Origin of the sequence: Microcoleus asticus IPMA8 (assembly GCF_013179805.1) — a bacterium.
Lineage (GTDB): Bacteria > Cyanobacteriota > Cyanobacteriia > Cyanobacteriales > Microcoleaceae > Microcoleus > Microcoleus asticus.
In genome coordinates, this window is the sequence record NZ_SRRZ01000116.1 from 1 (window position 1) to 25,274 (window position 25,274).

At 45.9% G+C, this 25,274-nt stretch carries 27 protein-coding genes and 1 pseudogene; 11 read left to right on the forward strand and 17 right to left on the reverse strand.

Going from position 1 to position 25,274, the window contains the following annotated elements; genetic code table 11:
- Nucleotides 1–449: 449 nt before the first annotated feature.
- Together E5S67_RS34870 and E5S67_RS34150 are read left to right on the forward strand one after the other, a co-directional pair.
- Nucleotides 450–584, forward strand: a pseudogene (locus E5S67_RS34870) (transposase); the annotation flags it as partial.
- 86 nt (nt 585–670) lie between these two features.
- Nucleotides 671–793, forward strand: a complete 123-nt coding sequence (locus E5S67_RS34150) for a hypothetical protein (protein WP_281363575.1) — start codon at nt 671–673, stop codon at nt 791–793.
- A gap of 61 nt (nt 794–854) precedes the next feature.
- Here the strand turns inward: E5S67_RS34150 and E5S67_RS24610 are convergent, their stop codons facing one another.
- Nucleotides 855–1,598 (reverse strand): SIMPL domain-containing protein, encoded by a 744-nt coding sequence (locus E5S67_RS24610; protein WP_172190978.1) that lies wholly within the window; start codon nt 1,596–1,598, stop codon nt 855–857.
- 177 nt (nt 1,599–1,775) lie between these two features.
- On the opposite strand from E5S67_RS24610, the gene E5S67_RS24615 reads away from it, so the two are divergent.
- Together E5S67_RS24615 and pcrA are read left to right on the forward strand one after the other, a co-directional pair.
- Entirely contained in the window at nt 1,776–2,159 is a 384-nt protein-coding gene (locus E5S67_RS24615) for a YkvA family protein (RefSeq protein WP_172190979.1), read from the forward strand.
- A gap of 208 nt (nt 2,160–2,367) precedes the next feature.
- The gene (gene pcrA / locus E5S67_RS24620) at nt 2,368–4,734 is read left to right on the forward strand and encodes a DNA helicase PcrA (protein ID WP_172190980.1); all 2,367 of its coding nucleotides are present in this window, start codon (nt 2,368–2,370) and stop codon (nt 4,732–4,734) included.
- A 141-nt stretch (nt 4,735–4,875) separates the two neighbouring features.
- Here the strand turns inward: pcrA and E5S67_RS24625 are convergent, their stop codons facing one another.
- From E5S67_RS24625 to E5S67_RS24645, 5 genes are all read right to left on the reverse strand, one after another.
- Nucleotides 4,876–6,147 carry an FGGY-family carbohydrate kinase gene (locus E5S67_RS24625; protein ID WP_172190981.1) on the reverse strand — a complete coding sequence of 424 codons (1,272 nt, stop codon included), beginning with the start codon at nt 6,145–6,147 and terminating at the stop codon, nt 4,876–4,878.
- 328 nt (nt 6,148–6,475) lie between these two features.
- A complete protein-coding gene (locus tag E5S67_RS24630; protein ID WP_172190982.1) occupies nt 6,476–6,967 on the reverse strand; it encodes a TerB family tellurite resistance protein in 492 nt (163 codons plus the stop codon).
- Nucleotides 6,968–7,513: 546 nt separating this feature from the next.
- Nucleotides 7,514–9,349 (reverse strand): biosynthetic-type acetolactate synthase large subunit, encoded by a 1,836-nt coding sequence (ilvB, locus tag E5S67_RS24635; RefSeq protein ID WP_172190983.1) that lies wholly within the window; start codon nt 9,347–9,349, stop codon nt 7,514–7,516.
- Between the two features lie 466 nt (nt 9,350–9,815).
- Nucleotides 9,816–9,953 (reverse strand): hypothetical protein, encoded by a 138-nt coding sequence (locus E5S67_RS24640; protein ID WP_172190984.1) that lies wholly within the window; start codon nt 9,951–9,953, stop codon nt 9,816–9,818.
- Nucleotides 9,950–11,248, reverse strand: a complete 1,299-nt coding sequence (locus E5S67_RS24645; RefSeq protein ID WP_172190985.1) for an MFS transporter — start codon at nt 11,246–11,248, stop codon at nt 9,950–9,952. Before E5S67_RS24645 ends, E5S67_RS24640 begins: the two co-directional genes overlap by 4 nt.
- 351 nt (nt 11,249–11,599) lie before the next feature.
- Here E5S67_RS24645 and E5S67_RS24650 point away from each other — a divergent pair, with 351 nt between their 5' ends.
- Nucleotides 11,600–11,938 (forward strand): P-II family nitrogen regulator, encoded by a 339-nt coding sequence (locus E5S67_RS24650; protein ID WP_006633346.1) that lies wholly within the window; start codon nt 11,600–11,602, stop codon nt 11,936–11,938.
- 161 nt (nt 11,939–12,099) lie between these two features.
- Here E5S67_RS24650 and rdgB read toward each other — a convergent pair whose 3' ends face one another.
- From rdgB to accA, 7 genes are all read right to left on the reverse strand, one after another.
- Complete coding sequence (gene rdgB, locus E5S67_RS24655; protein ID WP_172190986.1) at nt 12,100–12,687, reverse strand: RdgB/HAM1 family non-canonical purine NTP pyrophosphatase; 588 nt, start codon at nt 12,685–12,687, stop codon at nt 12,100–12,102.
- A gap of 15 nt (nt 12,688–12,702) precedes the next feature.
- The gene (locus E5S67_RS24660; RefSeq protein ID WP_172190987.1) at nt 12,703–13,323 is read right to left on the reverse strand and encodes a hypothetical protein; all 621 of its coding nucleotides are present in this window, start codon (nt 13,321–13,323) and stop codon (nt 12,703–12,705) included.
- Nucleotides 13,324–13,524: 201 nt separating this feature from the next.
- On the reverse strand, nt 13,525–14,301 hold the full coding sequence (locus E5S67_RS24665) for a metallophosphoesterase family protein (protein WP_216670693.1): 777 nt from the start codon (nt 14,299–14,301) through the stop codon (nt 13,525–13,527).
- 14 nt (nt 14,302–14,315) lie between these two features.
- Nucleotides 14,316–15,743, reverse strand: coding sequence for a phosphoglucomutase/phosphomannomutase family protein (locus E5S67_RS24670; protein ID WP_172190990.1), 1,428 nt, complete (start codon nt 15,741–15,743; stop codon nt 14,316–14,318).
- A gap of 215 nt (nt 15,744–15,958) precedes the next feature.
- Nucleotides 15,959–16,693: a GTP cyclohydrolase I FolE gene (gene folE / locus E5S67_RS24675; RefSeq protein ID WP_172190992.1), complete on the reverse strand. Its 735-nt coding sequence runs from the start codon at nt 16,691–16,693 to the stop codon at nt 15,959–15,961.
- A 124-nt stretch (nt 16,694–16,817) separates the two neighbouring features.
- Nucleotides 16,818–17,543 (reverse strand): SDR family oxidoreductase, encoded by a 726-nt coding sequence (locus E5S67_RS24680; protein ID WP_172190994.1) that lies wholly within the window; start codon nt 17,541–17,543, stop codon nt 16,818–16,820.
- Nucleotides 17,544–17,786: 243 nt separating this feature from the next.
- Nucleotides 17,787–18,767 (reverse strand): acetyl-CoA carboxylase carboxyl transferase subunit alpha, encoded by a 981-nt coding sequence (gene accA, locus E5S67_RS24685; protein WP_172190996.1) that lies wholly within the window; start codon nt 18,765–18,767, stop codon nt 17,787–17,789.
- 177 nt (nt 18,768–18,944) lie between these two features.
- On the opposite strand from accA, the gene E5S67_RS24690 reads away from it, so the two are divergent.
- Nucleotides 18,945–19,229, forward strand: a complete 285-nt coding sequence (locus tag E5S67_RS24690; protein ID WP_172190998.1) for a hypothetical protein — start codon at nt 18,945–18,947, stop codon at nt 19,227–19,229.
- 79 nt (nt 19,230–19,308) lie between these two features.
- Here E5S67_RS24690 and E5S67_RS24695 read toward each other — a convergent pair whose 3' ends face one another.
- Both E5S67_RS24695 and E5S67_RS24700 read right to left on the reverse strand, forming a co-directional pair.
- Nucleotides 19,309–20,331, reverse strand: coding sequence for a long-chain acyl-[acyl-carrier-protein] reductase (locus E5S67_RS24695; RefSeq protein ID WP_172191000.1), 1,023 nt, complete (start codon nt 20,329–20,331; stop codon nt 19,309–19,311).
- Between the two features lie 150 nt (nt 20,332–20,481).
- Complete coding sequence (locus E5S67_RS24700; RefSeq protein WP_172191002.1) at nt 20,482–21,174, reverse strand: aldehyde oxygenase (deformylating); 693 nt, start codon at nt 21,172–21,174, stop codon at nt 20,482–20,484.
- A gap of 70 nt (nt 21,175–21,244) precedes the next feature.
- Here E5S67_RS24700 and E5S67_RS24705 point away from each other — a divergent pair, with 70 nt between their 5' ends.
- Together E5S67_RS24705 and E5S67_RS24710 are read left to right on the forward strand one after the other, a co-directional pair.
- The gene (locus tag E5S67_RS24705) at nt 21,245–21,436 is read left to right on the forward strand and encodes a hypothetical protein (protein ID WP_172191004.1); all 192 of its coding nucleotides are present in this window, start codon (nt 21,245–21,247) and stop codon (nt 21,434–21,436) included.
- 231 nt (nt 21,437–21,667) lie between these two features.
- Nucleotides 21,668–22,486, forward strand: coding sequence for a carbohydrate ABC transporter permease (locus tag E5S67_RS24710; protein ID WP_172191006.1), 819 nt, complete (start codon nt 21,668–21,670; stop codon nt 22,484–22,486).
- Here E5S67_RS24710 and E5S67_RS34155 read toward each other — a convergent pair.
- Complete coding sequence (locus E5S67_RS34155) at nt 22,476–22,610, reverse strand: hypothetical protein (RefSeq protein WP_281363576.1); 135 nt, start codon at nt 22,608–22,610, stop codon at nt 22,476–22,478. The two genes, E5S67_RS24710 and E5S67_RS34155, sit on opposite strands and share 11 nt — an antisense overlap.
- A 218-nt stretch (nt 22,611–22,828) precedes the next feature.
- Here E5S67_RS34155 and E5S67_RS24720 point away from each other — a divergent pair, with 218 nt between their 5' ends.
- On the forward strand, nt 22,829–23,077 hold the full coding sequence (locus tag E5S67_RS24720) for a transporter suffix domain-containing protein (protein ID WP_172191010.1): 249 nt from the start codon (nt 22,829–22,831) through the stop codon (nt 23,075–23,077).
- 60 nt (nt 23,078–23,137) lie between these two features.
- Here the strand turns inward: E5S67_RS24720 and E5S67_RS24725 are convergent, their stop codons facing one another.
- Complete coding sequence (locus tag E5S67_RS24725) at nt 23,138–24,166, reverse strand: hypothetical protein (RefSeq protein WP_172191012.1); 1,029 nt, start codon at nt 24,164–24,166, stop codon at nt 23,138–23,140.
- A gap of 350 nt (nt 24,167–24,516) precedes the next feature.
- Here E5S67_RS24725 and E5S67_RS24730 point away from each other — a divergent pair, with 350 nt between their 5' ends.
- Nucleotides 24,517–24,714 (forward strand): DUF433 domain-containing protein, encoded by a 198-nt coding sequence (locus E5S67_RS24730; protein WP_172191014.1) that lies wholly within the window; start codon nt 24,517–24,519, stop codon nt 24,712–24,714.
- A gap of 132 nt (nt 24,715–24,846) precedes the next feature.
- A complete protein-coding gene (locus E5S67_RS24735) occupies nt 24,847–25,209 on the forward strand; it encodes a pentapeptide repeat-containing protein (protein WP_216670694.1) in 363 nt (120 codons plus the stop codon).
- The last annotated feature ends 65 nt before the right edge of the window (nt 25,210–25,274 follow it).

The following is a 25,274-nucleotide window of genomic DNA, read 5'->3' on the forward strand; positions in this document are numbered from 1 at the left end:
GACAATGGGGAATCTCTACTGTCATATCACACTATGATAAACACTTCTCTCTAATAGTAACTTACTCGATCCTTTCCTTCAGGGCACTACCCATCCCAGAATTTCATGTGATGGTACAAGTAAATCAAGAGCTGGATTCGCAAATAAAATAAGAAAAGCGCCAATTATAGAAGTCACTAAAAACGGCTAAGTCGCAGCATAAAAAAAGTTATACTCATGCTTTAGAGGAATTCCAAAAGAGTAAATATGCCCTTCTGAAGAACAAAAAATATTTTGATGAACAACAAAGTCAGAAACTAGCGGAAGTAAAAGAGGTTTTTCCTAGATTGAAAACTATGCACGAATTAAAATAAAAAGTCCGCAATTTTTTAGAAGGCAAATGATTGGTTAGTCGGACTCTTGAAATTGGGATGTGGTGATCGGAAGCTCAAAAGTATTTCCCAAACAGTCAGAAGATAATTATTAGATGGCTGCATGAAATTATTGCGTACTTTTATCGTAGAAAAACCAGTGGGGTGGTCGAGGGAATTAATAATAAGCTGAAACTGATTAAACGTTCGGGTTGTGGATTCATAATTTTTTAAAAGTTTCAATCCAGATGTTTACTGAAATGGCATTTTAGCTAAAAATTTAGCATCTTATATACTAAAGAGCAAAAATTGTTAATGCTTTGATTGTTGTGGCTCTTCCGGGCGAAGATGCGGAAATATTTGTCTGGGAACGCGAACACTTGCTCGACTACTGGCAGAAGTGGTTAAAACGGCTAAAGTTTTTTGTAGACAAAGCTGCTTGATAAATCGAGAAATAGTTAGGGTCAAGCTGAGGTGGCCAGTTCAACCCCTAACTATTTAATTTTAATATCCAATTTGCAAAGTCACAGATGCTTCTACCTGCTGTTCTCCTCCCACCACTGGCGTTGTAGCATCAGCAGCAGCGCGAGCACCAGCAAGTTGCCGATACATAGGAGTAGGAGGCGGCGGGCTCGCACCGTTGACTTGAATGCCCAGAATCTCTCCCCGCTTCAGATTGAGCGCGCTAAAGACTGCATCCGCTTGCACTTGAGCGTCTTGAGTTGCTTTTTTGAGTGCTTGTTTTTGAGCTTGTTCGATCGCACTGTCGGCGGCCACAAAGCTCACACCTTGAATTCGCGTTGCTCCCGCTTGCACTGCATCGTCGAGCAAAGTGCCAGCAGATTGAGTATTAAGGCGAAAACTGACGGTATTCGTAGCAATATACCCTGTTAGGCGCTGCTGGTTGTTTTCGTAGCTGTAAGTCGGGTTCAGGGTGATGCCGGTCGTTTCGAGTTTTTCCACTTGGCGCGATCGCAGCAATGCTACCACAGCGGACGATCGCCTCGCCGCTTCCTGCTGCACCTCGGCCGCCGTTTTCCCCTGCACCTCAACCCCCAAAGCAACTTGAGTTTGGGTTGTCGGAATTGCTTCCACACCCCGCCCAGTGACACTCAGCGTTCTCACCCGCTGTTCTTGAGCAGCCGCCGGATCTAATCCCGCGAAACTGACGAGAGTTAAGGTTAAACACAACGCTGTTAACAGACTGCGGAAATTAATGCGATCGCCACGTTGCAAATTTGAATTCATAAACTTGATGCTCCTCACATACGACAGATGCTATACTTTACCTTCTCACTGAAATTGCTAAATATCCGGCTTGTTACATTTTTAGCAACTAAAAAAATTATTAGTCATTAGTCATTAGTTATTAGTCATTAGTTATTAGTCATTAGTTATTAGTCATTAGTTATTAGTCATTATTATATGCAATCCTTAAAACAAGTGGCCCGCCGACTAAAAAAAGAGACTTACGCTGTTTATTTAGCCAGTATAGACCAGAGAGTACCTTGGTACGCCAGAATTTTAGCAGCCCTTACGGTTGCCTATGCTTTTAGCCCGATCGATTTAATTCCTGACTTCATACCGGTTCTAGGCTACTTGGACGATTTGATAATTGTACCTGTGGGAATTTGGCTGGTACTGAAGATGATTCCGCCACAGGTTTTAGCCGAGTGTCGCCAAAAAGCAGCCGCCCAAATACAGCGAGGAAAACCGATAAATCGGGCTGCGGCTGCTGTAATTATTGCCATTTGGATTGGCTTGGGAATATTAACTGCCATGTGGCTGAAACAAATATTTAAACGTTAAAAAAATTACCTATCTAGTTATAGTGTCTGGTGCGCATTGCGCACCTTACCTTAAACAACTCGCTTAGCCCAAAAATATTTAAAGTTTCAATAATCACCGTTCTAGTTATAATATATAGTGCGCTAGGTGCACCTTACCTTAAAAAAACTCGCGGTATCGCATACCAAGTATTATTTACCCCTTAAAAAATTAAACTAACTTTCTAGCTATGACTCAAACCACTGATTTCCTCAGCCACCTCAACCCATCTCAGCGCCAAGCAGTCGCCCATTATAACGGGCCGCTGTTAGTAGTGGCGGGCGCTGGTTCGGGCAAAACCAGAGCTCTAACTTACCGAGTTGCTAACTTAGTTCGCACGCATCGAGTCGATCCTGAAAATATTCTGGCGGTGACATTTACGAATAAAGCCGCCCGGGAGATGAAAGAAAGAATTGAGAAATTGCTGGCAACTCAGCAAGCTGAAGCGGAATATGGCAAACCTTTGGTAGAGTTAGCCCCGAATGTGCAGACAAAATTGCGATCGCAAATTTACCAGAGAATTACCAAACACATTTGGATGGGGACTTTTCACTCTTTGTGCGGCCGCATTCTCCGCTACGACATAGAGAAATATCAAGACGAAAAAGGCCGCCAGTGGAAGAAAAACTTTTCAATTTTTGACGAGTCAGATGCTCAAAGTCTTGTCAAACAAATTGTCACAAAAACGCTGAACCTCGACGATAAGAAATTCGATCCGCGCAAAGTCCGCTATATCATCAGCAACGCTAAAAATAAAGGCTTGTCGCCTCAAGAATACCAAGCAGCAGAACCGGATTATCGAGGTCGCGTGATTGCCGATGTTTACAGTCGCTACCAAGACGCTTTAGCAGCCAACAATGCCCTAGATTTTGACGATTTAATCCTTGTTCCTGTTAAACTTTTGAGCCAAAACGAGGAAGTATTAAGTTACTGGCATAAAAAGTTTTGCCATATTTTAGTTGACGAATACCAAGATACTAACCGCACTCAATACGATTTGATTCGGATGTTGGTGACAAATAACGCCGATCCGAAAAGCTTCGATAAATGGCAAAACCGCTCGATTTTTGTCGTGGGCGATGTCGATCAATCAATTTACAGCTTTCGCATGGCAGATTATACCATCTTGCTGGAATTTCAAGAAGATTTTGGAGATGGTTTGTCCGACGATAAAACTCGGACAATGGTAAAATTAGAGGAAAATTATCGATCGCGCGAAAACATCCTGCAAGTCGCAAACCACTTGATCGAACACAATACCGAACGCATCGAGAAAATTCTGCGCCCGACTCGCGAACCGGGAGCTCCGATTGTTGTCTGGCGCGCCGACAACGAATTAGAAGAAGCGGAATTTGTAGCAGGTCAAATTCATTCCTTGAAGCGCCAAAACTCCGAATACGAAAACGGCAGTAACTTTGCGATTCTCTACCGCACAAACGCTCAATCTCGCTCCTTTGAAGAAGCATTAATGCGTTTAGACATTCCTTACAATATTGTCGGCGGGCTGAAGTTTTACGATCGCAAAGAAATCAAAGATATCCTAGCATACCTGCGGGCGCTCGCCAATCCTGACGATAGCGTCAGCCTCAAACGCATCATCAATACTCCCCGCCGCGGCATTGGGGATACCACATTTTCCAAAATCGAAGACGCTGCAACTCAATTGGGCATTCCTTTGTGGGAAATTCTCAGCGATGAATCTTCTGTCAATACTCTCGCAGGGCGATCGGCAAAAGCTATTATTAAGTTTGCCGAAATGATTGGTCGCTGGCAATCGCAAGTTGAAACTCTGCCGGCTTCGCAAATTGTCCAAGGAATTATCCAAGATTCAGGCTACATTGAAGATTTGAAAAATCAAGGAACCGAGGAAGCAGAAAATCGTATAGAAAACGTCAGAGAATTGTACAATGCAGTGCTGCAATTTGAAGAACAAAACGAAGAACCGACGCTGACATCATTTTTAGCAAAAGCATCTTTAGCATCCGATTTAGATGACTTGCAGGAAGAAGATTCCCGCGTGTCGCTGATGACGCTGCACTCCGCCAAAGGGTTAGAATTTCCCGTAGTATTTTTAGTCGGAATGGAACAGGGCTTATTTCCCAATTTCCGCAGTTTGGACGACCCGAAAGCGATCGAAGAAGAACGCCGTTTGTGCTACGTTGGCATCACTCGCGCCCAGGAATTGCTATTTCTCACCCACACTCGCGAACGCCGCCTCTGGGGAGGTTTCCGGGAACACTGCACCCCTTCGCTATTCTTAGGAGAATTGCCGACACATTTGCTGGCTGGAAGTGCGAAGAAAACTCCAGCGGGGAAAACGGCTGCATCTAAAGGAAAAACTAATAATTCCGCAGCTAATTCCGGAACTTCTCAAGCGGGAACCAATGGACAATCGACGGATTGGCAAACCGGCGATCGGGTTTTTCATCATGCTTTTGGAGTTGGAGAAATTACGCACGTTTTAGGGGCGGGCGATAAAACTAATCTGGCAATTAAGTTTTCGGGTTTGGGCAGAAAAATCATCGATCCGAGAACAGCTAAGTTGCAGCGAGTTTAAGTAAAAATATCAGAGTTTGCAGCGGTTGAAACCGCTTCAATAAACAAGATTACCTCCATTCGCAAAGTATATTGCAAAGCATCTGCGTTAATCTGCATACATCTGCGGTTTTCCTATCCATCCAAGATTTATGCAATAAGTCTAATCTGTCATACCTCGCATTGCTAATAACGCCGTCCCATAAGCAGCGGCAGTATGAACCGGCGTTTCAACTGGGACTTTTAAATAACGCTTTCTAATCCCACTCCAAACCGAATTTTTTGCCCCGCCGCCAGCAGTATAAACTTTTGTCAAAGGATTTGCACCCAATTCTTGCAATAATTGGTATCCCCGCGCTTCAATCCGCGCTATGCTTTCTAGCAAACCGTGCAGAAATTTCACTGAATCAGTGGGGCGCGGTTCGAGTCGGGGCGGCAAATTAGGGTCATTAATCGGAAAGCGATCGCCTTTTTTCAACAATGGGTAATAATCCAGCAAACTCTCTTCTTCGGGATCAATTTGTGTGCTATAATTATCCAACTCAACATCAGTAAAAAAGTGTCGCAGCACCGCACCTCCGGTATTAGAAGCACCTCCAACTAACCACAAATCGCCTAATTTATGACTGTAAATTCCGTATCTAGAATCATCTACGCGGGTATGACTTAACAGTTTGACTGCTAGTGTAGAACCGAGAGAAGTTACTGCTTCCCCTGGTAAATTGACACCGCTTGCTAAAAATGCGGCAATGCTATCGGTTGTACCAGCACAAATCATACAATCGCGGGAAAAACCGAAGCGATCGCCCACTTGAGCTCTCACTTCTTCCACAGGCGTGCCCGGTGCGACAACTTGCGGCAATTCAGGAGTTGCAGCGCCCGCAATTCCCTCTATCAGCCAATTCGGATAGCACAAAGTATCAACATCGAAACCGAGTTTCAAAGCATTGTGATAGTCGCTAATTCCTAATTTGCCGTGCAGCAGAAATGCCAGCCAGTCAGCTTGATGCAGGAAAAATGTAGGGGCGGTTTCCTCTCGAAAGTCTTGCAACCACAGGAGTTTTGCCAGACTCGATGTAGCGCTTAATACTGTGTGGTTATCCGGCGCGATCGCCCGCAACCTCTCTGTCACCGCTGCACCGCGCGCATCATTGTATAAAATGGGTTCGCATACTGGTATACCGTCGGTATTGCACAGCATGACAGTGGAAGATGTGCCGTCAATGGCGATCGCCCTTACCTGATTGCGGATTGTTGGGGGAATTTGCTCAATTAAATCCCACAGCGCATTTTGCCACACCGAGGGCAATTCAGGCTGTTGTTGCCCGTTGTTGGCAAAAGTATATTCTGTCTCACAATGTACTCTACCCTGGGAGTCTATGACAGTCGATCGCGCGCCAGTCGTGCCGAAATCTATTCCCAAATAAAGATTCATTTGCCACTCCCGCGAATTTTCCTATTTTGAGGAAACCACAAAGTTTATTTGCATTAGGACTAAGACCAACTGTCACAAATGGGGGTTAAAGTTTAGGTATGTAGTTGCTGAGGCGTTGCTGAATTTAGGGTATGAAAAGCTAAATATGCAAGTCATAGAAACCTGTATCCACAAAGCTTCTGGATTTTAAACTTATTTTTTTCATACCCCGATTAAGCAACACCAAAAAGCAGTTATATCCCAGACTTGTTGAAGAATTCGGGATCTAACTGCCATAAAAATTAATGAAACACACTAAACTTTTTTCAAGTAACACAAAGCCCTTCGATTAACCTAAAACCTCAGTTTGTAGTAGCGCTTTACGTAATGCCGTTACTGCTTCTTCTGTTTCTATCAACCTATGGAGAGCAAGCGCAATATCATCTTCAACCTTCAGCAGTTTAGCTGCTTTTTTTACAGCTTTTTGCTCTTCAAGTGAGTAATTGTCATCTGCACGAGCCATTTGAATTGCATGATACAACAATGACCTTGATTTTGACCAAGTAGAAACATCAACTGTAATCTTGGTGAGCAGGCTTTCTAAATCAGCATTTTTGTATTCAAATGTTTTGTATTTTTCTATTACTTCTTCAGGAGCGCCAGCCATGCGCTGATGATTTAGTAACCAATTAAGTTCGGCTTCTGAAACCTCTCCATCAGCTCCAGCAATAGCGAGCAGTGCATATCCATAGCTAAGGTATGCTTCAAGGGGAATTTCGGAAATACCCAAGTTGTTTTTCAGAAATTGTGAAGCAGGTAGTGCTTCTTTAAGATTGCTCATCAGTTACCCCTTTGATTTTTTTGACAATTTACTATGGTAAGACATTTTTTGATTTATAAATCTGAACCGTTGGGATACGTCGCGGCTAGACGTTTTTCACGGATTTGCGATTTACAATTTTAATTTTTGCACATATAAGTGTTATTTTAATCTTAAAAAAATATTAAAATATTTTTTATAGTAAATGCGGGTTAGCTACCCTTCTATGATGCTACTGTGTACACACAAGTCGATCGCTAACATATTGTAGAAACCCTGTTTCATAGCACCTGGATTTCTCGTTTGGCCGAATCAATAACTTAAAATTTATGAAAATAAGCTTTCTTTCAGAGATTCATGCGAAACATGGGTTTCAGGAATTGTGTTGACAGATTTCGGAATTGTGTGTGCAGGGTAGCCTAAAAAAGGGGGGGACAGGAGTGTTCTCTCGCGTCCCTCTTCTTAAGGATGCGACGGGGATTGGGACTCGGCGATCGACCAGAGATACAATGGTTTTCAGGCAATTGTTGACACCTATGGGCAATGCCGTGTCCCTAGTTTCAGCCCTTAAACTTTTGTCCCGCACTCAGGACAAAAGTTATTGGTCGAAACATTCTTCGCGCCGCAACTCGGACAATAAACCAACTCCGCAGAGTGCAACTTGCTACGATCGGGCAAACCAACCATTTGAGCGTTGCTCTTACCCGGAACTACCATCGGATAGCAGTTTTCGTCCCTCGTCACCTTCACGTTCATCAGCACCGGGCCTTCATGAGCGAGCATTTGCCCGATCGCGTCTTTGAGTTCCTCCGGCCGCGAAACCAGCATCCCCTTCACGCCATAAGCTTCTGCCAGCATCACAAAATCCGGCATCCCTACAGTCATATTCGACGAGGAATAACGCTCCCCGTAGAACGCCTGCTGCCACTGCCGCACCATGCCTTGCCAGCCGTTATTTACAATCACAACCTTGACATTAATGCCGTATTGCGCTAAAGTTCCCAGCTCTTGAATATTCATTTGCACACTAGCATCGCCAGCAATACAAATCACTTGCTCATCGGGTAGGGCCATTTTCGCGCCCATCGCCGCCGGCAGCCCGTAACCCATCGTGCCCAAACCAGCACTCGAAATCCAGCGGCGCGGCCCGTTGTTCAAGAATTGAGCCGACCACATTTGATGTTGACCGACATCTGTTGTGTAGTAAGCATCCGGCGCTTGAGTAGCCAACTCCGAAATCACCTCTTGCGGAGCCAAAATGTCTGGGTAATGAGGCACAACTAACGGATAGTCCTGTTTCCACCGATCGATCCTGTGCAGCCATTCCGCAGTCTGTCCGGCCTTCCCCGAAACTCCTGTCTCCCGACAGCGGCGCAGCAAATCGATCAAAACTTGGCGGACATCTCCGACAATCGGCACGTCAGGGCCGCGAGTTTTGCCCACTTCCGCCGGGTCGATATCAATGTGAATCACCTTCGCGCGCGCGGCAAACTCGTCTAATTTGCCCGTCACGCGATCGTCAAACCTCGCCCCCACAGCAATCAGCAAATCGCACTCGGTAACGGCAAAATTAGCGTAAGCAGTGCCGTGCATCCCCAGCATTTTCACCGACAAAGGATGGTTTTCGTCAAAGGAACCTTTGCCCATCAGCGTTGTCGTGACCGGCAATTGGAAAAGTTCGGCCAGTTCCTTAATTTCCTCGTGGGCCCCCGCCGCGATCGCCCCGCCGCCCACATAAAGCAAAGGACGCTTTGCTTCCTTCAGCAAATAGATTGCTTGATTAATTTGCCGGGGATTTCCCTTCACCGTCGGCCGGTAGCCCGGAATTCTCACCGATCCGGGTTCCACGGGCTGATAGTCAAATTCTTCTAACCCCACGTCCTTTGGCACATCAACCAACACCGGCCCCGGCCGCCCTGTACTCGCGATGTGGAAAGCTTCAGCCACAATTCGCGCCATATCTCTCGGGTCGCGCACTACATAAGAATGCTTGACAATTGGCAGGGTAATCCCGTAAATATCTGTTTCCTGAAACGCATCAGTGCCGATCGCCGGACGGGCAACCTGACCGGTAATAATTACCATCGGGATCGAATCCATGTGGGCCGTCGCAATCCCCGTCACCAAATTAGTTGCGCCCGGGCCCGAAGTAGCGAAACAAACCCCAACTTGTCCGGTAGCGCGGGCGTAGCCGTCGGCCGCGTGAGCGGCGCCTTGCTCGTGGCGCACCAGAATATGTTTGATAGCGCCAGTTTCTTCTGCGCGGTAGAGTTCGTCGTAAAGCGGCAGAATTGCGCCGCCGGGATAACCAAAAATATGCTTGACGCCGTGGCGGATCAAGCTGTCAATCAGAGCAAATCCACCAGTTGCACGCTTGATGGTCACTTTAGTTTTTAGTTGCACAGAATTTCCTTCCTTAAACTAATTATGATTTTTAATGAAAGCTTTTATACTACTTTAATCTCAATTAATGAAACTATGAAAATTTAAGTGGTGAGATTTTACAAAAGATTTCGCGATCGCAGAGGGTTCGCCCGATCGAAACATTGTGAAACAGCAGAGGAAGAAAAGAAACAGAGGAAATCGCGGCTTCTATGCCGGTTTACCGCTATATGACGCTTGTATAGCATTCGTGATTCAGTATTCGACAAGAATAAACAATCGTTTCAGCAATTAAGAACGTCCTAATCATCAGGGCGGTTGCTCTGTTATGGATCGATCGCAAAAAGAAAGCCCTCGAACCTCTTCCCATTGGTGTCAACAATCGCCTAAAACCCTTGAGAAATCTGGTTTAGACGCGATTCTCGATCCCCCTCGCATTCCCGTTTAGAAGGGGGAGGAAATAGAATAGTCCGGTTCCCCCCAACTCTCAGGGGATCTGGACAATCATCGTCAAACAGTAGATCCGTACTACATTTGACGTTAAGTTGACACCCATCCCCTCTTCTATCTTCCTTCTTCCTTCTTCCTTCTTCCTTCTTCCTTCTTCCCTGTTCCCAAAATTCACAGTGCATCCTGCAAGACTTTGCGAGTATGTTTCCAAGCTGCCATGCCCATCACTGAGACCAAAAAGCCCAAACTCAGCAACACGATCCGCAAGCCGAGGTCATCCGAACCCACTGCTTTGCTGACAGCATCAGTCAGCGGGCCGGTCAGTGCTAAAGGCAAGCTGAGAGCAATATTAATCGCATTGTTCTCCAAGCCAAAGACTTTTCCCCGCATAGATTCTGGAGTCTTCTCTTGAATCAGCGCTTGCATCGGGCCGTTAATTAAGGAAGCGCCAAAACCGAACAAAGCGCTCAATGCGAATCCCAGCCACAACTGTCGGGTAAAGGCAAACATTGCTAATACAAAACCCATCATCAAAAAACCCATTAACGGCAGAGGTTTGTGGTGGAAGCGACCGCCCCAGTGGCCCAAAAAGGCTGCGCCGAAGACCATTCCGACTCCCGCAGCAGCCAGCAAAAAGCCAAATTGAGTTTCTTTGAGACCTATTTTGCCTGAAAGCGCGATCGCCAGCACCTGAAGCGCTGCAAACACGGAATACAAAATCGTCAACTGCACCATCGCGTTGCTGACAAGGTGATTGTGTTTCAAATAGCGCAAACCTTCTTTGAGGTCTTGCCAAGGATGGACGTTTTTGCCACTGCTGCCGAAATGACTTTCTTTGATCCGCATGGCATAGATCAAACCTGCTGATATCAGGTACAACCCGCCCAGCAAAAACTCTTGAGAAGCCGATCCGAAGCTGTGTTTGACCCAACTAAACAGCGGTTCGCCGATCGTCATCCCGACAATAATCCCGCCCATTGTGGACGAGGCGAACAGCGCATTTGCTGACATCAGTCCCTCTCGCCCCACGGCCAGGGGGATTGCCGCCTGCTCTGCCGGAGCAAAAAATTGCGTTACGGTAGAGATCAAAAACGTCATCGCCAACAAAACGGCAAAAGCTTTGGGCAAAAACGGCAAAGCTAGAATCAATACGGCTCGAATCACGTTGCAGCCGATGAGCATTTGCTTTTTGGAGAAGCGGTCTACGACGATACCGGCCGCCGAACCAAATACGATCGCCGGCAGCGTGTAGGCGATCATCACTGCTGACAGCATAGAATTTTCCGAATGCTGCCAAGAAACAGGCCAGGGTCGGTAGTCGCCTGTTTTCAGCAGAATAATCAGCAATACGTAAAAGATTTTATCCGCCACTTGGGCCAATAACTGGCCCGTCCACAAGGCGAGGAAGGGGCGATTTCTCAGTAGGGCATCAAGCCCGCTGCGGTCAGGGGGAGGGCTGGCTGGGTGCATAATAATAGTTTAACTGACCGCCTCTAGCAATTATCGTTTTCAGCAATACGTGCAAATCTCACATAGCGTAATGTGGAAACTCGGAAAACTCCTGTCTCCTGCGTTCTTTTTCTGTTTTAGCAGATCCGTGGCTCCGGGCTTGGGTCTTTTTCACTCAACCGCGATCGGCCCGAACCGAGAGCCCGCGCCCCGGCAAATGCGAGAATATTGTTAAAGATTGGCGTAAATATCATCGCGAGTACAAAATAAGGTAGTATATTTTACAAAATACTTAATACTAGCAGTGATATTAAAAGATGTCACGCGATTTAAGTAATATAACGAAGGTACTAACTGTTAGGAGTGAGAAACTTGAAAAAGGTTGAAGCTATTATTCGCCCCTTTAAACTAGACGAAGTGAAAATCGCACTCGTCAATGCTGGTATTGTGGGGATGACTGTTTCTGAAGTTAGAGGTTTTGGCCGTCAGAAGGGCATGACTGAACGCTATCGCGGTTCTGAGTACACCGTCGAGTTCCTGCAAAAGCTCAAGGTCGAGATTGTTGTGGAAAACGATCAGGTTGACATGGTGGTTGATAAAATTATCGCTGCTTCCCGCACGGGCGAGATTGGCGACGGCAAGATTTTCATCTCTCCTGTAGAACAAATTATTCGGATTCGGACTGGGGAAAAGAACTTGGAGGCTATCTAAGATACTGGGGCATTGGGCATTGGGCATTGGTAATTGGTAATTGGTAATTATTCATTGGTAACAGGTCATTGCCAACGAAAAACCTCTTTCCTGTTTAGTTCTGATACCTAAGTGTCAATATCCAATGCCACAGTTATCCCCTGTTTTGGCTTTTTTCCGGATTAGGAGTTGACAATATTCGCCATTTGTGGTATTAAAGCCTGGAAGGCTCGACCGCGATGGGAGTGCGATCGCTTGATATCCGGTGTCATTTCGGCAAAAGTCTGTTGCTGTGCGGGTATGTAGAAAATGGGGTCATATCCGAAACCTCCCGTACCGCGAGGAGTGTGCAGGATTTCGCCGCGGCAAATTCCTTCTACTTGCAAAGCAATTGTACCGTCGGGACGGGCGATCGCGATCGCGCAAACAAATTGTGCTTCCCGGTTTTGTTGGCTTCCCAATTCTTTGAGAAGTCGATCGATCCTGTCAGCATCGGTTTTCCCGTAGCGCGCCGAGTAAATCCCAGGTCTACCGTCGAGTGCATCTACCATTAAACCAGAATCATCCGCGATCGACCATTGGCCGGTTGCTTTTGCCACTTCAGACGCCTTCAAGCAAGCATTAGCAAGAAAAGTTTCGCCTGTTTCCTCGATTTCCAACTCTTCCGGTTTAAGCTGCAATTCCCATCCCAAATCCTGAAGATAAACTTGCATTTCCTTGAGTTTACCCGGATTGCCCGTAGCTACAACTAGCAATTTGCGATCGGTCATTATTTCTCTTAAAACTTACGGCTCCATATTAACAAAAGATTGGGAAAATGGTTGCAACAAAATTCCCAAAATCTTATCAACATCTTGAATATAGTATTCAATCGGATCGATATAAACAATAGTTTCCTCCAAAATCAAGAATTTCCAGTTAGTACCCGTCGTCACCGCGCCGTAAATGCGATCGACCTCACTATCTTGGTTTTGATTGAAATATTGGGCCGCTACCATTGCGGCCACGCATTGACCCAAACCGCCAATGATATCTTCCTTTTTTGCCTCAAAAATTGTTATAACCGGAGCACTGATGAACAATTGTTCTGAAGAACTGCTCATAATATAATCGCAAAATCCTTGCAAACCTCTTTCGGGATCGACAGTAAAATCCTTACCGGAAAAAAGAGAAACTCGTTTGTTTAACAATCGCCGAACTTCTGCTAATATCGGGGCAATCAAAAATTCTGAGCGAGCTTTTTCTGTGGAAATAAAAGTGGCTAGCGGTACATAATCAATCAGGATTGTTGTTAAAATTTCCGAGGGTGAAACTGGTTTTGTCTCGGCAAATAAATTGCGACTTTCATCTAAGGTTAATCCAAAATCTTTTTTGACTCTCGCAAGGCTGAAATCGCTGTATGCCATCTTTTTTACTCCCAAAATCAATCGCGATCGCCAGGGATGACAGTCGATCGACTGTCACAGTCAAATTATAAATCGTCAGCATTGAATTATAGCATAAAAAATATTACGCTCGATAATAAGACATAGGTAATTCTATTCGGGTTAAATAACCATCAATGCCTGTATGGGCGGGTCTTACCAACAAGAATTCTCTCAAACTAATTATCTCGTAAAGCCGCCCAGATCGCAACTTACCGCTGTTAAACTAACTCTTTCTGCTTCTTCGATCCCAGCATCTTCAAAAAACTTGTAGAATTGTACAAACTGTTGGACAAAATCAATTACTAAAAAACCAGGCTCATGCTCGTGCTTTAACGTGCCCGCGTTTATAATAGTTAAGTTACCAAAGTGTCGAACCATCTTGTAATGTGTATGACCATTGATGACATATCTGTATTTTCGCCCTCGAATTAAGTTTTGGATATCTATGTTTACTTCAATGGCATACCCATAATCATCAGGATTTAGTCGAGCCATATCATTTTCTCCAATGCCGTGACACAAGAGTGCTAGACCGTGAGGTGTTGGGAATTCAATAGTTGAAGGGAGAGAGATTAAAAACGACTGCGAAATAACCGAAAGGGAATCTGGCTGTGTAGCCTCTTTTAGACTTCGCATTTCATTTTTTAATAACCATCGATCGTGATTTCCTAAAACGACCAGAATTTCTTCGCGTTTCAATATATTACAGCATTGATTAGCGTCACCTGAACCATCAACAATATCCCCTACACAAAGGATATTATCCACATTTTGGGAGTTCAGAAAAGCTACGGTTTTATCCAACAATTGTTCTTCAGCGTGGATATCGCCGATTACACCGATAATATTGAAGTTTTTGTTTGTAATCATTGTTGAAGAAGGACTAAAGTCCTTACTACAAACGAGTTTTTTAAGGGAATTCAAATGTGGCACGGGCGTCTCGCCCGTGTCATTCACCTGTGGTTAAAAAATTAACCTTTCTGCGCCCAATCCTTCGCCCAATTCAAGTTTTGCATAACTTCTTTCAATGTCGCCGCTTCTGAATACAGCCGCAACACCGGTTCTGTTCCGCTAAACCGAATTAACAGCCAACTTCCGTCAGCCAAGCGGAATTTATATCCGTCAACTTTGTTGCAATCTACAACTCCTTTGCCGGCAATTTCTGTTAAAGGTTGATTTTGCAGCAGCGACAGCAAACGCGACCTTTCTTCCATGTTTGCTAAGTGCAAGTCGATTCTGTCATAAGCTGAAGTAAAGCTGGTTTCTTGTTGCAGTCGGCTGTAAATTTCGCTTAAGTCTTCCCCAGATTTGACAACTGCTTCTAACAAGTACAGCGCTGACAGCAAAGCATCTCGTTCGGGAATGTGCGTACCGTAGCCAATTCCTCCTGATTCTTCGCCACCGACTAAGACTTGGGTGGTTAACATTCGATCGGCTATATACTTGTAACCGATCGGCGTTTCAAATAAAGGCAAGCTGTACAGCTTGGCAATTTTGGGAATTATGTCTGAACCGCTGACTGTTTTGATGACTTCCCCGGTCAAGCCGCGCCGTTTTGCTAAATGTTCGATTAATATGGGAACTAGGATTTGTGAACTGAGAAAGTTGCCACTAGAGTCAACGGCTGCAATTCGATCGCTATCTCCGTCAAATACAAATCCGATCGACAAACCAGAATTTTTTCGCTGGTGAGTGCGCATCACCCGGAATAACTTCGACAGGTAGCGCGGCAAAGGTTCCGGTGCACCGCCGCCAAACAGCGGATCTCGATCGCTGTTGACTTCATGTACCGGAACTTCTAAAATTTGAGCTAATCCTCCGGCGGCAGCACCGTGCATTACATCTACAAATACTGTAATTTTGCCGCTGGCGATCGCTTCTTTAATCGCCTCAATATCTACCATTTCCCGCAAGGTTTTGCAGTAAGCCGGCCAAGGATTGAAATTCTCCAATTTGCCGGGAGTTGCTGAAAGTGCCGCCGGATTTTCGAGTTTTTCTTCTATTTGTTGAGTAACTTCGGGCGAAACTGAACCGCCAAATCCGCCCTTGACTTTTAACCCTAAATATGCACCGGGATTGTGGCTGGCTGTCAGGACGATCGCACCCAAAGCATTTAATTGTTTGGCAGCTAAACTGAAAGCTGGAGTAGGAGCGTAGGATTCGCTCAGCAGCACGTCAAATCCTGCCTTTTGGACGGCAACAGCCGCTGTTTTGGCAAATTCTTCAGCCAGAAATCGGCGGTCGTGACCGACAATTACGGTACCGCTGCTGCCATCGCTGCCGCCGGTTTGTGCGAGAACTTGTGCCGCTAGGGGAGCGACTAAGGCCACGCGATCGAATGTAAAATCGTCAGCAATTATGCCGCGCCAGCCATCTGTACCGAATTTAATAGGATTCATTAGTCACAAGTCATGAGTCACCCGTCTATTTTATGGGTTTATCAGTCGATCGTCATCGGATTTTAGATTTTAGATTTTAGATTTTAGATTTTAGATTGCGACTGCGGATGAATCTGGGGGCTAGTGACCAAATTGCTCGATCGTTAGCCACCAGGAAAAAAGTGATTGGCTGGCTAATAACTAATGGCTAATGACTAATGACTAATGACTAATGATTAAAAGAATGCCGGTTGGTGGCGGAGCAAATTCAGGAATTCTTCGCGAGTTTTCTGTTCCTCTTGAAACACGCCCAACATGGCACTCGTAACCGTCCAAGCACCGGGTTTTTGCACACCCCGCATCGTCATGCACATATGGCTGGCTTCCATTACTACAGCCACTCCCTTCGGTTCCAATATTGTCTGAACTGCTTCGGCAATTTGGCGTGTCAAACGTTCTTGCACCTGCAACCGGCGGCTGTACATCTCGGCAATTCTGGCTAATTTGCTCAGTCCCACTACTTTTTGGTTGGGAATGTAAGCGATGTGAACTCGGCCCATAAACGGCAGCATATGGTGTTCGCACATACTGAATACGCTGATATCTCGCACCAGTACCATTTCGTTGTGGCCTTCGTCAAAGATAGCGCCGTTGAGGAGTTCTTCGAGGGATTGACTGTAGCCGCTGGTGAGAAACCGCATTGCTTCTGCTACCCGCTTTGGGGTTTTGAGCAATCCTTCGCGTTCGGGATCTTCTCCTACTCCCAGCAGCATTGTCCGAACGGCGGCCATCATTTCTTCCTGGCCTACTTCTGAGGGTACGGGTACGTTGGATTCTTGACCGTTCGAGGAATTGCGATCTGGTCGAGTGGGGATGCGCGGGGTGTTGTTGTCTGCGGTTTCTGAAAGTTTCATGCTGTCAGTCGAGGTTGAGTTCGAGCCATTGGAATCGGTGGAAGATGCAATTGTCATAAAAAGTTGATGTGAGGGTGAATCGATTTTCGATTTTCGATTTTCGATTTTCGATAGGGGCATATAGCTAGAGATTCAAAGATTGTTGAATTCGATAAAAATCCAGCAGTCTCAAATCTCAAGTTCACAAAACTCCTGCGTTGGACATGAGGGTGATTTCTTCAATTACTGCACTTGCTGGCAACTGAACTGCGTGCAGAATTGATTGGGCGACGATTTCTGGGGTTAACATGGCGCTGCGATCGAAGTCGGATTGCACGGTGTTTGTGTCCCACATGGGAGTGTTGACAGAACCCGGACAGATAGCTGTTACCCGAATTCCGCGAGCCCGTTCTTCGGCGGCTAAGGTTTTAGACAAAGCCATGAGACCGAATTTGCTGACGCAGTAGGGTCCCCAGTTGGGGAAGGTTTGGATGCCGGCGATCGAGGAAACGTTGATGATGATTCCCGATCCGCGATCGCGCATGGACGGCAAAACTCCTAGAATGCACTGCCAAACGCTAGTAAGATTGAGGTCTAGAACGTTCTGCCAGTCGGCTAGGGACGTTTCCGTCAAGGAGCCGGTGTAGCCCATACCCGCGCTGTTGACCAGGATATCTACGGCACCCAATTGAGCTGCGATCGCGCTGATGCTGCTTTGCACTTGCTCAATTTTTGCCAAGTCTAAGGGATAAGCTTCTGCTTTCACTCCGACTTCTCGGGCTGCTGCGGCAACGGCTTCTAAGTTTTCCGACTCTCGGCTAACTAAGGCCAGATTTATGCCCTCGGCGGCGAACGCTAGAGCCGTCGCTTTGCCAATACCGCTGCTGGCTCCGGTAATCAGAGCCTGCTTTGTTGTTGGATGGTTCATTCAGTGTCCTAATACTTTCGCTCGGCAAATCCCTCAAGCGTTGCAGCTTTCTTCGGCAAATTAGAAAGCTGTCTGCTGCGGGTGAGTACAGTTAATTATGAGATAAACATTAAGAACTGTTAAGCCGGTGTCACCTGAAAAATTATAACACTGCTGACTGATCCGCAGAATAATGAGCTGTGAGTTATGAGTTTAAAGTTAAGAGATTTTTAACTCATAACTGATAACTGTGAATCGATCGGCTCAAGCAGAAATTTCTGTGAATACACCGATGTCGCGAAACTTTTGATACCGGAGCTGGCGCCGCTGCTGACCCGTAAGCTGTGTCAGTTCTGCTAGGTTTTCCAACAAAGCTTGTTTGAGTATGGATGCAGCTTTGAGGGGATTCGAGTGAGCGCCGCCGACCGGCTCGGGTACTATTTGATCGAGAACGCCGAGGTTCTTCAAATCCCAGGAAGTGATTTTAAGCGCTTCTGCGGCTAAGTTAGCTTTGCCAGAGTCTTTCCAGAGAATGGCGGCACAAGCTTCGGGGGTGGCGACGGTGTAGACGGAATGTTCCAACATCAACAGCCGCTCGCCGACGCCGATGCCCAAGGCGCCACCGGAACCGCCTTCGCCGATGACGGTACAAATAATGGGAACGTTGAGGCGAAACATTTCTCGGAGGTTACAGGCGATCGCCTCTCCCTGTCCTAGCTGTTCTGCTTCTAAGCCCGCCCAAGCTCCCGGAGTGTCGATAAAAGTGAAAATTGGCATTCCGAAGCGCTCGGCGTGTTCCATCAACCGCAGGGCCTTGCGGTAGCCGCCGGGAGCCGCCATGCCGAAGTTGCGGGCGATATTGTCTTTAGTGTCGCGCCCTTTTTGATGGCCGATTATGACTGTGGGAAGCCCGTCTATGCGGGCAATTCCGCCGACGAGGGCCGGGTCGTCTCCGCCGCGCCGATCGCCGTGAAGCTCGATCCACTCGTCGCTAATTGCCTGAATGTAATCGAGGGTACTGGGGCGGCGCGGGTGACGGGCGAGTTGCAGACGCTGCATGGGGGACAAGCTGCTGAAAATCTCTTGTCGCAGTTGGGTTGAGCGAGCTTCGAGTTTGCGAATTTCGTCGGTGACATCTACGCTGTTTTCTTCGGCGAGTTGGCGAATCTGGTGAATTCGGGTTTCTAGTTCCGCCAGCGGCTTTTCAAAATCTAGGAGTAGTGGTTTGCGGTCGGGGTTTGCCACGCTGATAATTTCTATAGGGTTTTAAGGTTTTGTCGATCGACTATTTCCAGATCCTACCCTGTCAGGTGATGCTGAAAAAGAGGGGAAATTTGGAAATTTGGAAGTTTTGAACTATCCTTTGCTTAGTAATCTTGTTGATAACCAGAGGATTGAGCCTCGTTTTTTGCTATACTATTTTTGCTTGCTTCTGAGTTTTACGCGCATATTTCCCAGCGCCCCTGGGTTCTCCACCGCCACAAAAGACCTAACCCTGCTGAACTGTTCCCAAGTCCAAAAAGTGACAGCAGCGCGATCGATCTCACCTCTACGGAAGCTTTAACAGCCCTGTCTGTATTAGCTGTTGTCGCCGACCATCAAATATCAAAAAAAAGACAAACTCTTGTCGCGAATACCCTGGGCTGGTTGAGAACTAAACACAACTTTTATTTTCGTCGTGCGATCGGACATAATGTTAACGGTTAACTGTTAAGTCTCTAAAAAAAAGTTACTGGTTATTATCAGAAAAACTTTCCTCAATAACCAATAACCGCAACAAATCACATCAAAATGACATTAAAGGTCGGAAACCGTGTTTAACTGAAATCTCGCCGATTTGCTCCATTTTTTCGACAGTAATTTGATTCCGTCCCCAAGAAAAATTGGTATACAATTTTTCAAATTCCAGCAGCATTGATTCGGCAAAACAGGCAAACAACTGTCGGCCCGGTACATCCATATTTACAATCTTCATAATTTTCCACTCAATATCGAGGGAATGCTCCACAATGCCGCCATTGAGTACGTAAATTTCGGGATGCTGAACCTGAGTTGCCAGATTTTTCGGATAGCCACCGTCAATCAATAAACAGGGTTGCTTCAATGTCTTGGGGTCAATTTCTACTCCCTTTGGCATACTGGCTACCCACACTACAATATCCGCTTGGGGCAGGGCTTCTTCCAAATCCAAGATTTTGCCTCGCCCCAATTCCGATTGCAAATCTTGCAATCGTTCTTTGTCGCGGGCAATGAGCAACAATTCTGCTACATTTGTTTTAAGATTGAGCCACCGACACACCGCACTGCCAATATCCCCAGTAGCACCGCAAACCGCTACAGTGGCTTTTGAAAGTTCTATTCCCAATTTTGGGGCTGCTTCTTCTACTTGACGGCAGAGGATGTAAGCCGTGTGAGTGTTACCAGTGGTGAAGCGTTCAAATTCCAACTTGAGATTGCGAATTTGCTTAATTTGCTGCAAGTTGAAAGTCTCAAAAATGATTGAAGAAAAGCCGCCTAAAGCAGTGATGTTAATCCCGTTTTTTTGAGCGTGTGCCATCGCATTAAGGATTTTGCGAGTGGCTGCTTTAATCCGGCGAGTGGCTAGCATTTCTGGCAGAAAACAGGACTCCACATAGCGGCCTTCTATTTTTTGTCCAGTGATGCTTGTTACCGTGATATGATCGACTATTTGAGGCGGTGCGCTGCACCAAAAATCGAGACCTTGATCGGCATATTCTGGATAGCCCAGCTCGTTAGCTACTGATTGGGCGTGTTCTAAGCTGGTTAAGTGACCGATTAGACCAAACATTAAGTTGTCAAATGAAGGAAGATTGAAGATTGAAGATTGAAAAATGGAAGAGGGAAGATGGGAAGATTAAAAATTTATATTTTAAAATGAGGTATCCCATTTTTAATTTTTCATTTTTAATTTTTTTCCCATTCCTTATTTCCTAATTAACTAGGCGGCTAAGCCTTGTGCTGACATCCGCATGATATCGCGGTTGTTAAAGCCTATGTTGCCTAGGGCTTCGCCGTAGGCAATCATAAAGTCTTCGATTAAAGCGTCTTTTTCCATTCCTAAAACGCGGGCATCGTCTGCGACAGCGTTTAGCAGTCTCCAGATGATGGGCAGGTTTTGGCGGTTGGCGGCTTCTAGTTCGGCTTTGGATTCCTCAAAGTGAGCTTGCAGCCAGACTTCCCCAAAGTTGAGGTGGCTGTATTCTTCTTTGACGACGCCTTCGGTGATTTTGCGAGCAAAGTCATCGGCGACGGGGATGTAGATGTTGTAGGCTGCGATCGCAAAACACTCGATAATTAGCGATTGGATCAGCAAGCAAGTTACAATCTGACCTTGAGCAGCGGCCGTTTGGAAGTTTCTGTGCAGTTCCGAAAAGAACTCCTTGGCAAATGCCATGTCCGGCGTGACTTTGAGATTCTTGCCGCAAGCTTGGAAGCCTTTCATGTGGCGGTTCTCCATCTTGGACAAGCCAACTAACTCTGCTTTTTTGTCAGCCAACAGTTCGGCCAGTGTCAGGTAATTATCGTGAGCTTCTTGTTCGCCTTCAATCACAATGGCGTTGATGCGGCTGTAAGCATCTTTGTAAGTTTCGGTTTGAAAGTCAATTGTTGGGCTGGCCTCAAGCTGGGGCATAGATATGTAGTCTCCTCATATAAGCTTGTGGGATGTTTGGAAACCCCTTTAAAATTGGGGGTCAGTGACAGTGCACTTTACCTTTTTTGAACGCACCCCATCTAAATCAGAGATTATAGCTGAGGATTCTTTCGACAAAGAACTTTTCTTTGACGCTCCGGGAAAAACTGGCGTCCTCAGCGTGTTTGGCGGACTTTTGCCGTCGAACACTCCAGAAAGACTATCGCTAGAATGCTATCTATTTACTAATTACTTGAATTAGTCGTTAGTCGATCTTTTGCCCGGAAATAGATGATAGAAATACGGTCTATGTCTCCACCTTTCATGGTTTTACAGTACCAACTCTATCTATAACATCATATCCTAACCACAACTTCCTCCCTAGGTACTCCTTCTTTCCCTCTACGACTATTATGTTGTGGTATGGGAATCTGGGAGGCGATCGGGTTGGAGAACCTCACAGGCTTATTATTTTAGGTTAATTCACAAATTTATGGGTAAATCCTTTGACAGGTCTCAAGCGCTGGAATTGCTGAGTTTTATTTTGTTGCTGGCGGGGGCTGCGCTGGTGCTGCTGCCACTGGCTGCTGTATTTTTGGTTTCATTATCACCATCTGGTGTGGGTGTCAAGGCCACAGACCTGACTTTTGCGAACTATCAGGAGGCTTGGCGACGGGGCAATTTTTTGTTGGCATTCCTTAATTCTACTCTAGTGGCGCTGGCAGTGACGGGTTTTCAGGTTGTGACTTCTGCTTTGGCCGGTTACGCCTTGGCCAGGCTGAAGTTTCGGGGGCGACAGGCCTTAGTTTTAGGGGTTTTGGCGACGCTGGTAATTCCGTTTCAGCTTTTGGTGATTCCCATTTTCTTGGTTTTGAAGTGGGGCCATCTGCTGAATACTTACGGGGCGCTGATTTTGCCGACGGCGGCTAACGGTTTTGGGATTTTTCTGCTGCGCCAGTATTTTATGACTGTTCCGGTAGAGTTGGAGGAGGCGGCAATGCTGGATGGGGCTAACCGCTGGCAGGTTTTGTGGCAGGTGATGTTACCTTTGGCCCGCCCTGCTTTGGTGACGCTGTTTTTGTTTACGTTTATCGGGGAGTGGAATGATTTGTTTAAGCCGCTGGTGTTTACGACGCGGCCCGAGTTGCGGACTGTGCAGTTGGTTCTGGCCGAATTTCAGGAACAGTTTACTAGCAGTTGGCAGTTGTTGATGGCTGCGGTGGTAATTGGAACTGTACCGGTGGTGTTGTTGTTTTTGACCGGTCAACGACAGTTTATACGGGGGATTGCGGCGACGGGGATTAAGAATTGAGTTGAAAATGCTTGGCAATTAAGTTTGTAGTCATTTGTGGAACCATTCTCAAGAACAGGCAAAATGCCTGTTCGACAAATACTAAATATTCTTGAGGAACAGGCATCTTGCCTGTTGCTGACATTGCTTCCAGATGTGAGTTTGTAGTCACTCGGCGATTGAAATCGCTACTATAGCAATCCTAAATCATTTGTGAATTTCTTACTCCCTCCCCTTGGTAAGGGGAAAGTTGGGGTGGGGTAAAACATTTACGACTCGTGCAAGGATTGCTATATACAAACGAAGTTTACTTTAAGTGGACTAAGATATAAAGGGGATATTAAAGCTGTATTATGTGAATCTATGCAGAAGCTCGGTTTGTTTTTATTTATTGTATCTTTTATACCGTGGCTGGCAATCTTGTTTGTTGTGCCCTTCCTGCCGCTGGACATTACCCAAAAAACTACTTTATCTGTCGTTTTGGCTGTTGGGGCAGAAGTTTGTTTTTGGATTAGCGTGGTGCTGTTGGGCAAAGAAGTAGTTACCAAATATCGGCGTTATTTGAATCCGCGCTATCTTTGGAAAAAAATCAGAAATTTTAACCGTAGATGAACAGGGCTAGACGCCGATAATGAGCCTGGAAGTTAGTGTTTATCTGCGGTCAAGGTTGAGCTATTCGCTGAAAATTTGCAAGCGAATAGAGCGTTCTCCGTCTCCAAAATCCACTTCAATCTTTTCTCCCGAAAGACTGTCTAAGCATCCCAAAAGCAAGCGCAAATTGGGTGTGCTTGCTCCTGTATCCACGTACAATCTATCTGCCAAACTGCCTAAGCGTTTCCAAATGGTGTAGAGTTTGACTACTGTTTGTTCTAGCTGTGCGGCTTGTTTTACAACGTCGGCGGTGGTTCCCAAACAGCCGACTCGCAAAGATTCTTCTAATGCCATTTCCATGTCTAAGTGAGACTGATTGAGAGCTTGCACTTGGGCGGCGGCGTCGAGATATTTTGATAAGTTCTTGGCGTCGGAAGTTAGCTGTTTGACAGTATCTACGTCTGGATTTTCTGCTACTTCTTTTTGAATTTCGCTTTGGTGAGATGGGGAGAGTTTCTCCATTTCTTTGACTAAAGGAGCGAGGTAGCGGGAAGGTAGAGAACCGGTAGATGCTTTTTCTTTGACTTCTTCTGGCAATAAATCTGAGTTCATTGCCATCCATTCGTCGGAGAGTTGTTTGACTTCGCGGCGGGTGATGCGATCGCCACTTGCTGCGGCATCTGTTACCATTTGCTGGACTTCGGGAGATGCTTTGGCGGTTTCTACAAAGGCTCTTTTGCTGAAGTTTCTAATGGAATTTGGGTCTAAATCTCCTTGCTGGATGAGAGTGTCGGCACTATTAGCTAATTCTATCAAAGAATAGGCTTGACTTTTGCCAATTTCTCTTTCTTTGAGCCAGTTCAAAAAGCCTGTGCCGCGTCCTTCGCCGCCTTTTTTTTCTCTGTCTCTAACTGTTCGGAGAATGCGTCCCCGCCAAATGTCGGTTTGCAAGTCGAAGCGATCGCACACTTTCCAGGCATTGTCAACCTGATTTTCAAAGTCAAAGTCTGGTAGTTGTTCGTCTTCGGGGTCTGGTAATTGGAAGTTGATGTCGGTAAAGCCGTTGAGGGCTTCTGCAAGTTCTGCGGGATTTAGGGGGACTTCAGCCATTAGGAAAAAATTGTGTAGTGCAACAGCCGGTTTAAGTGGGAATTTGCACGGGTTGACAGTTGAGACGCTACCTGTAGTAGTAAGTGGGGGAATGCTCACCCTACTAATAGAGTTTTTGTGCAAGTCATATTATTATTGCACGATGGAGGGCGATCGGCGAAAAGATACCCAAAATGACTCCGGGCACGCCCCTGATGGGACTTGATGCGAGTGCTGGCTGTGCGGGGATTGAGTTAAAGTGAATTAGGAAATTAAAGGAACTAATAAAATGCTGGAAACTACCAAACGTTAGGAGCGCTCTATCCCTTTGTTAGCCTAGAATTGAGAAAATAAGCTAAAGGAAAAGTGCCATGTTAGAACAAGACACCGCTAATATCATTACGATCGAACCGGGTAAGCGAGGTGGGAAACCTTGTATTCGAGGTATGAGAATTACGGTTTATGACGTGTTGGAATATCTCGCTTCTGGGATGAGTTATCAAGAAATATTAGATGATTTTCCCTATCTTACCCAAGAGGATATTTGGGCTTGTTTGAGTTTTTCTTAAATAGTTATCATATGAGGTTCGGTAATCGCTAATAATGATTGTATACTAAGAGCGTAAGGCTCGCGAGCTAGAAGCTCGAACTGTAGTCGTCATTAATTGACCGGACATAATATTATCTCGCTGCGTGAAATTATGCCCAAAGACTTTTCCGGTAAAAATCTCCGAGGTCACAACTTCAAAGGTCAAAACCTCACAGGTGCAAAATTCGTCGGTGCAGACATCCGAGGCGCAAACTTCACCGATGCCATCCTCAGAGAAGCTGACTTCACCCGTGCCAAAGCTGGACTCCAACAGCGCTGGACAATTTTTTTAGTAACTGTCTCGCTATTTCTATCGGTAATATCGGGATTGATTGCAGGCTTTGCTAGTTTTTGGGTAGCATTTTTTTTCACTCCAGATGCGATCAAACAGTACACCATTATTCCTGGTGTGCTTGTGTTGATAGTCTTGGCAATCTTCTTTATGGCTACTATAGCGATCGCAAATCATTCATAAATCGATCGAGGGTTCGATCGATCATTAGTTTCATGAGAATGTTGGCTCAAAATCACCAAACTTAT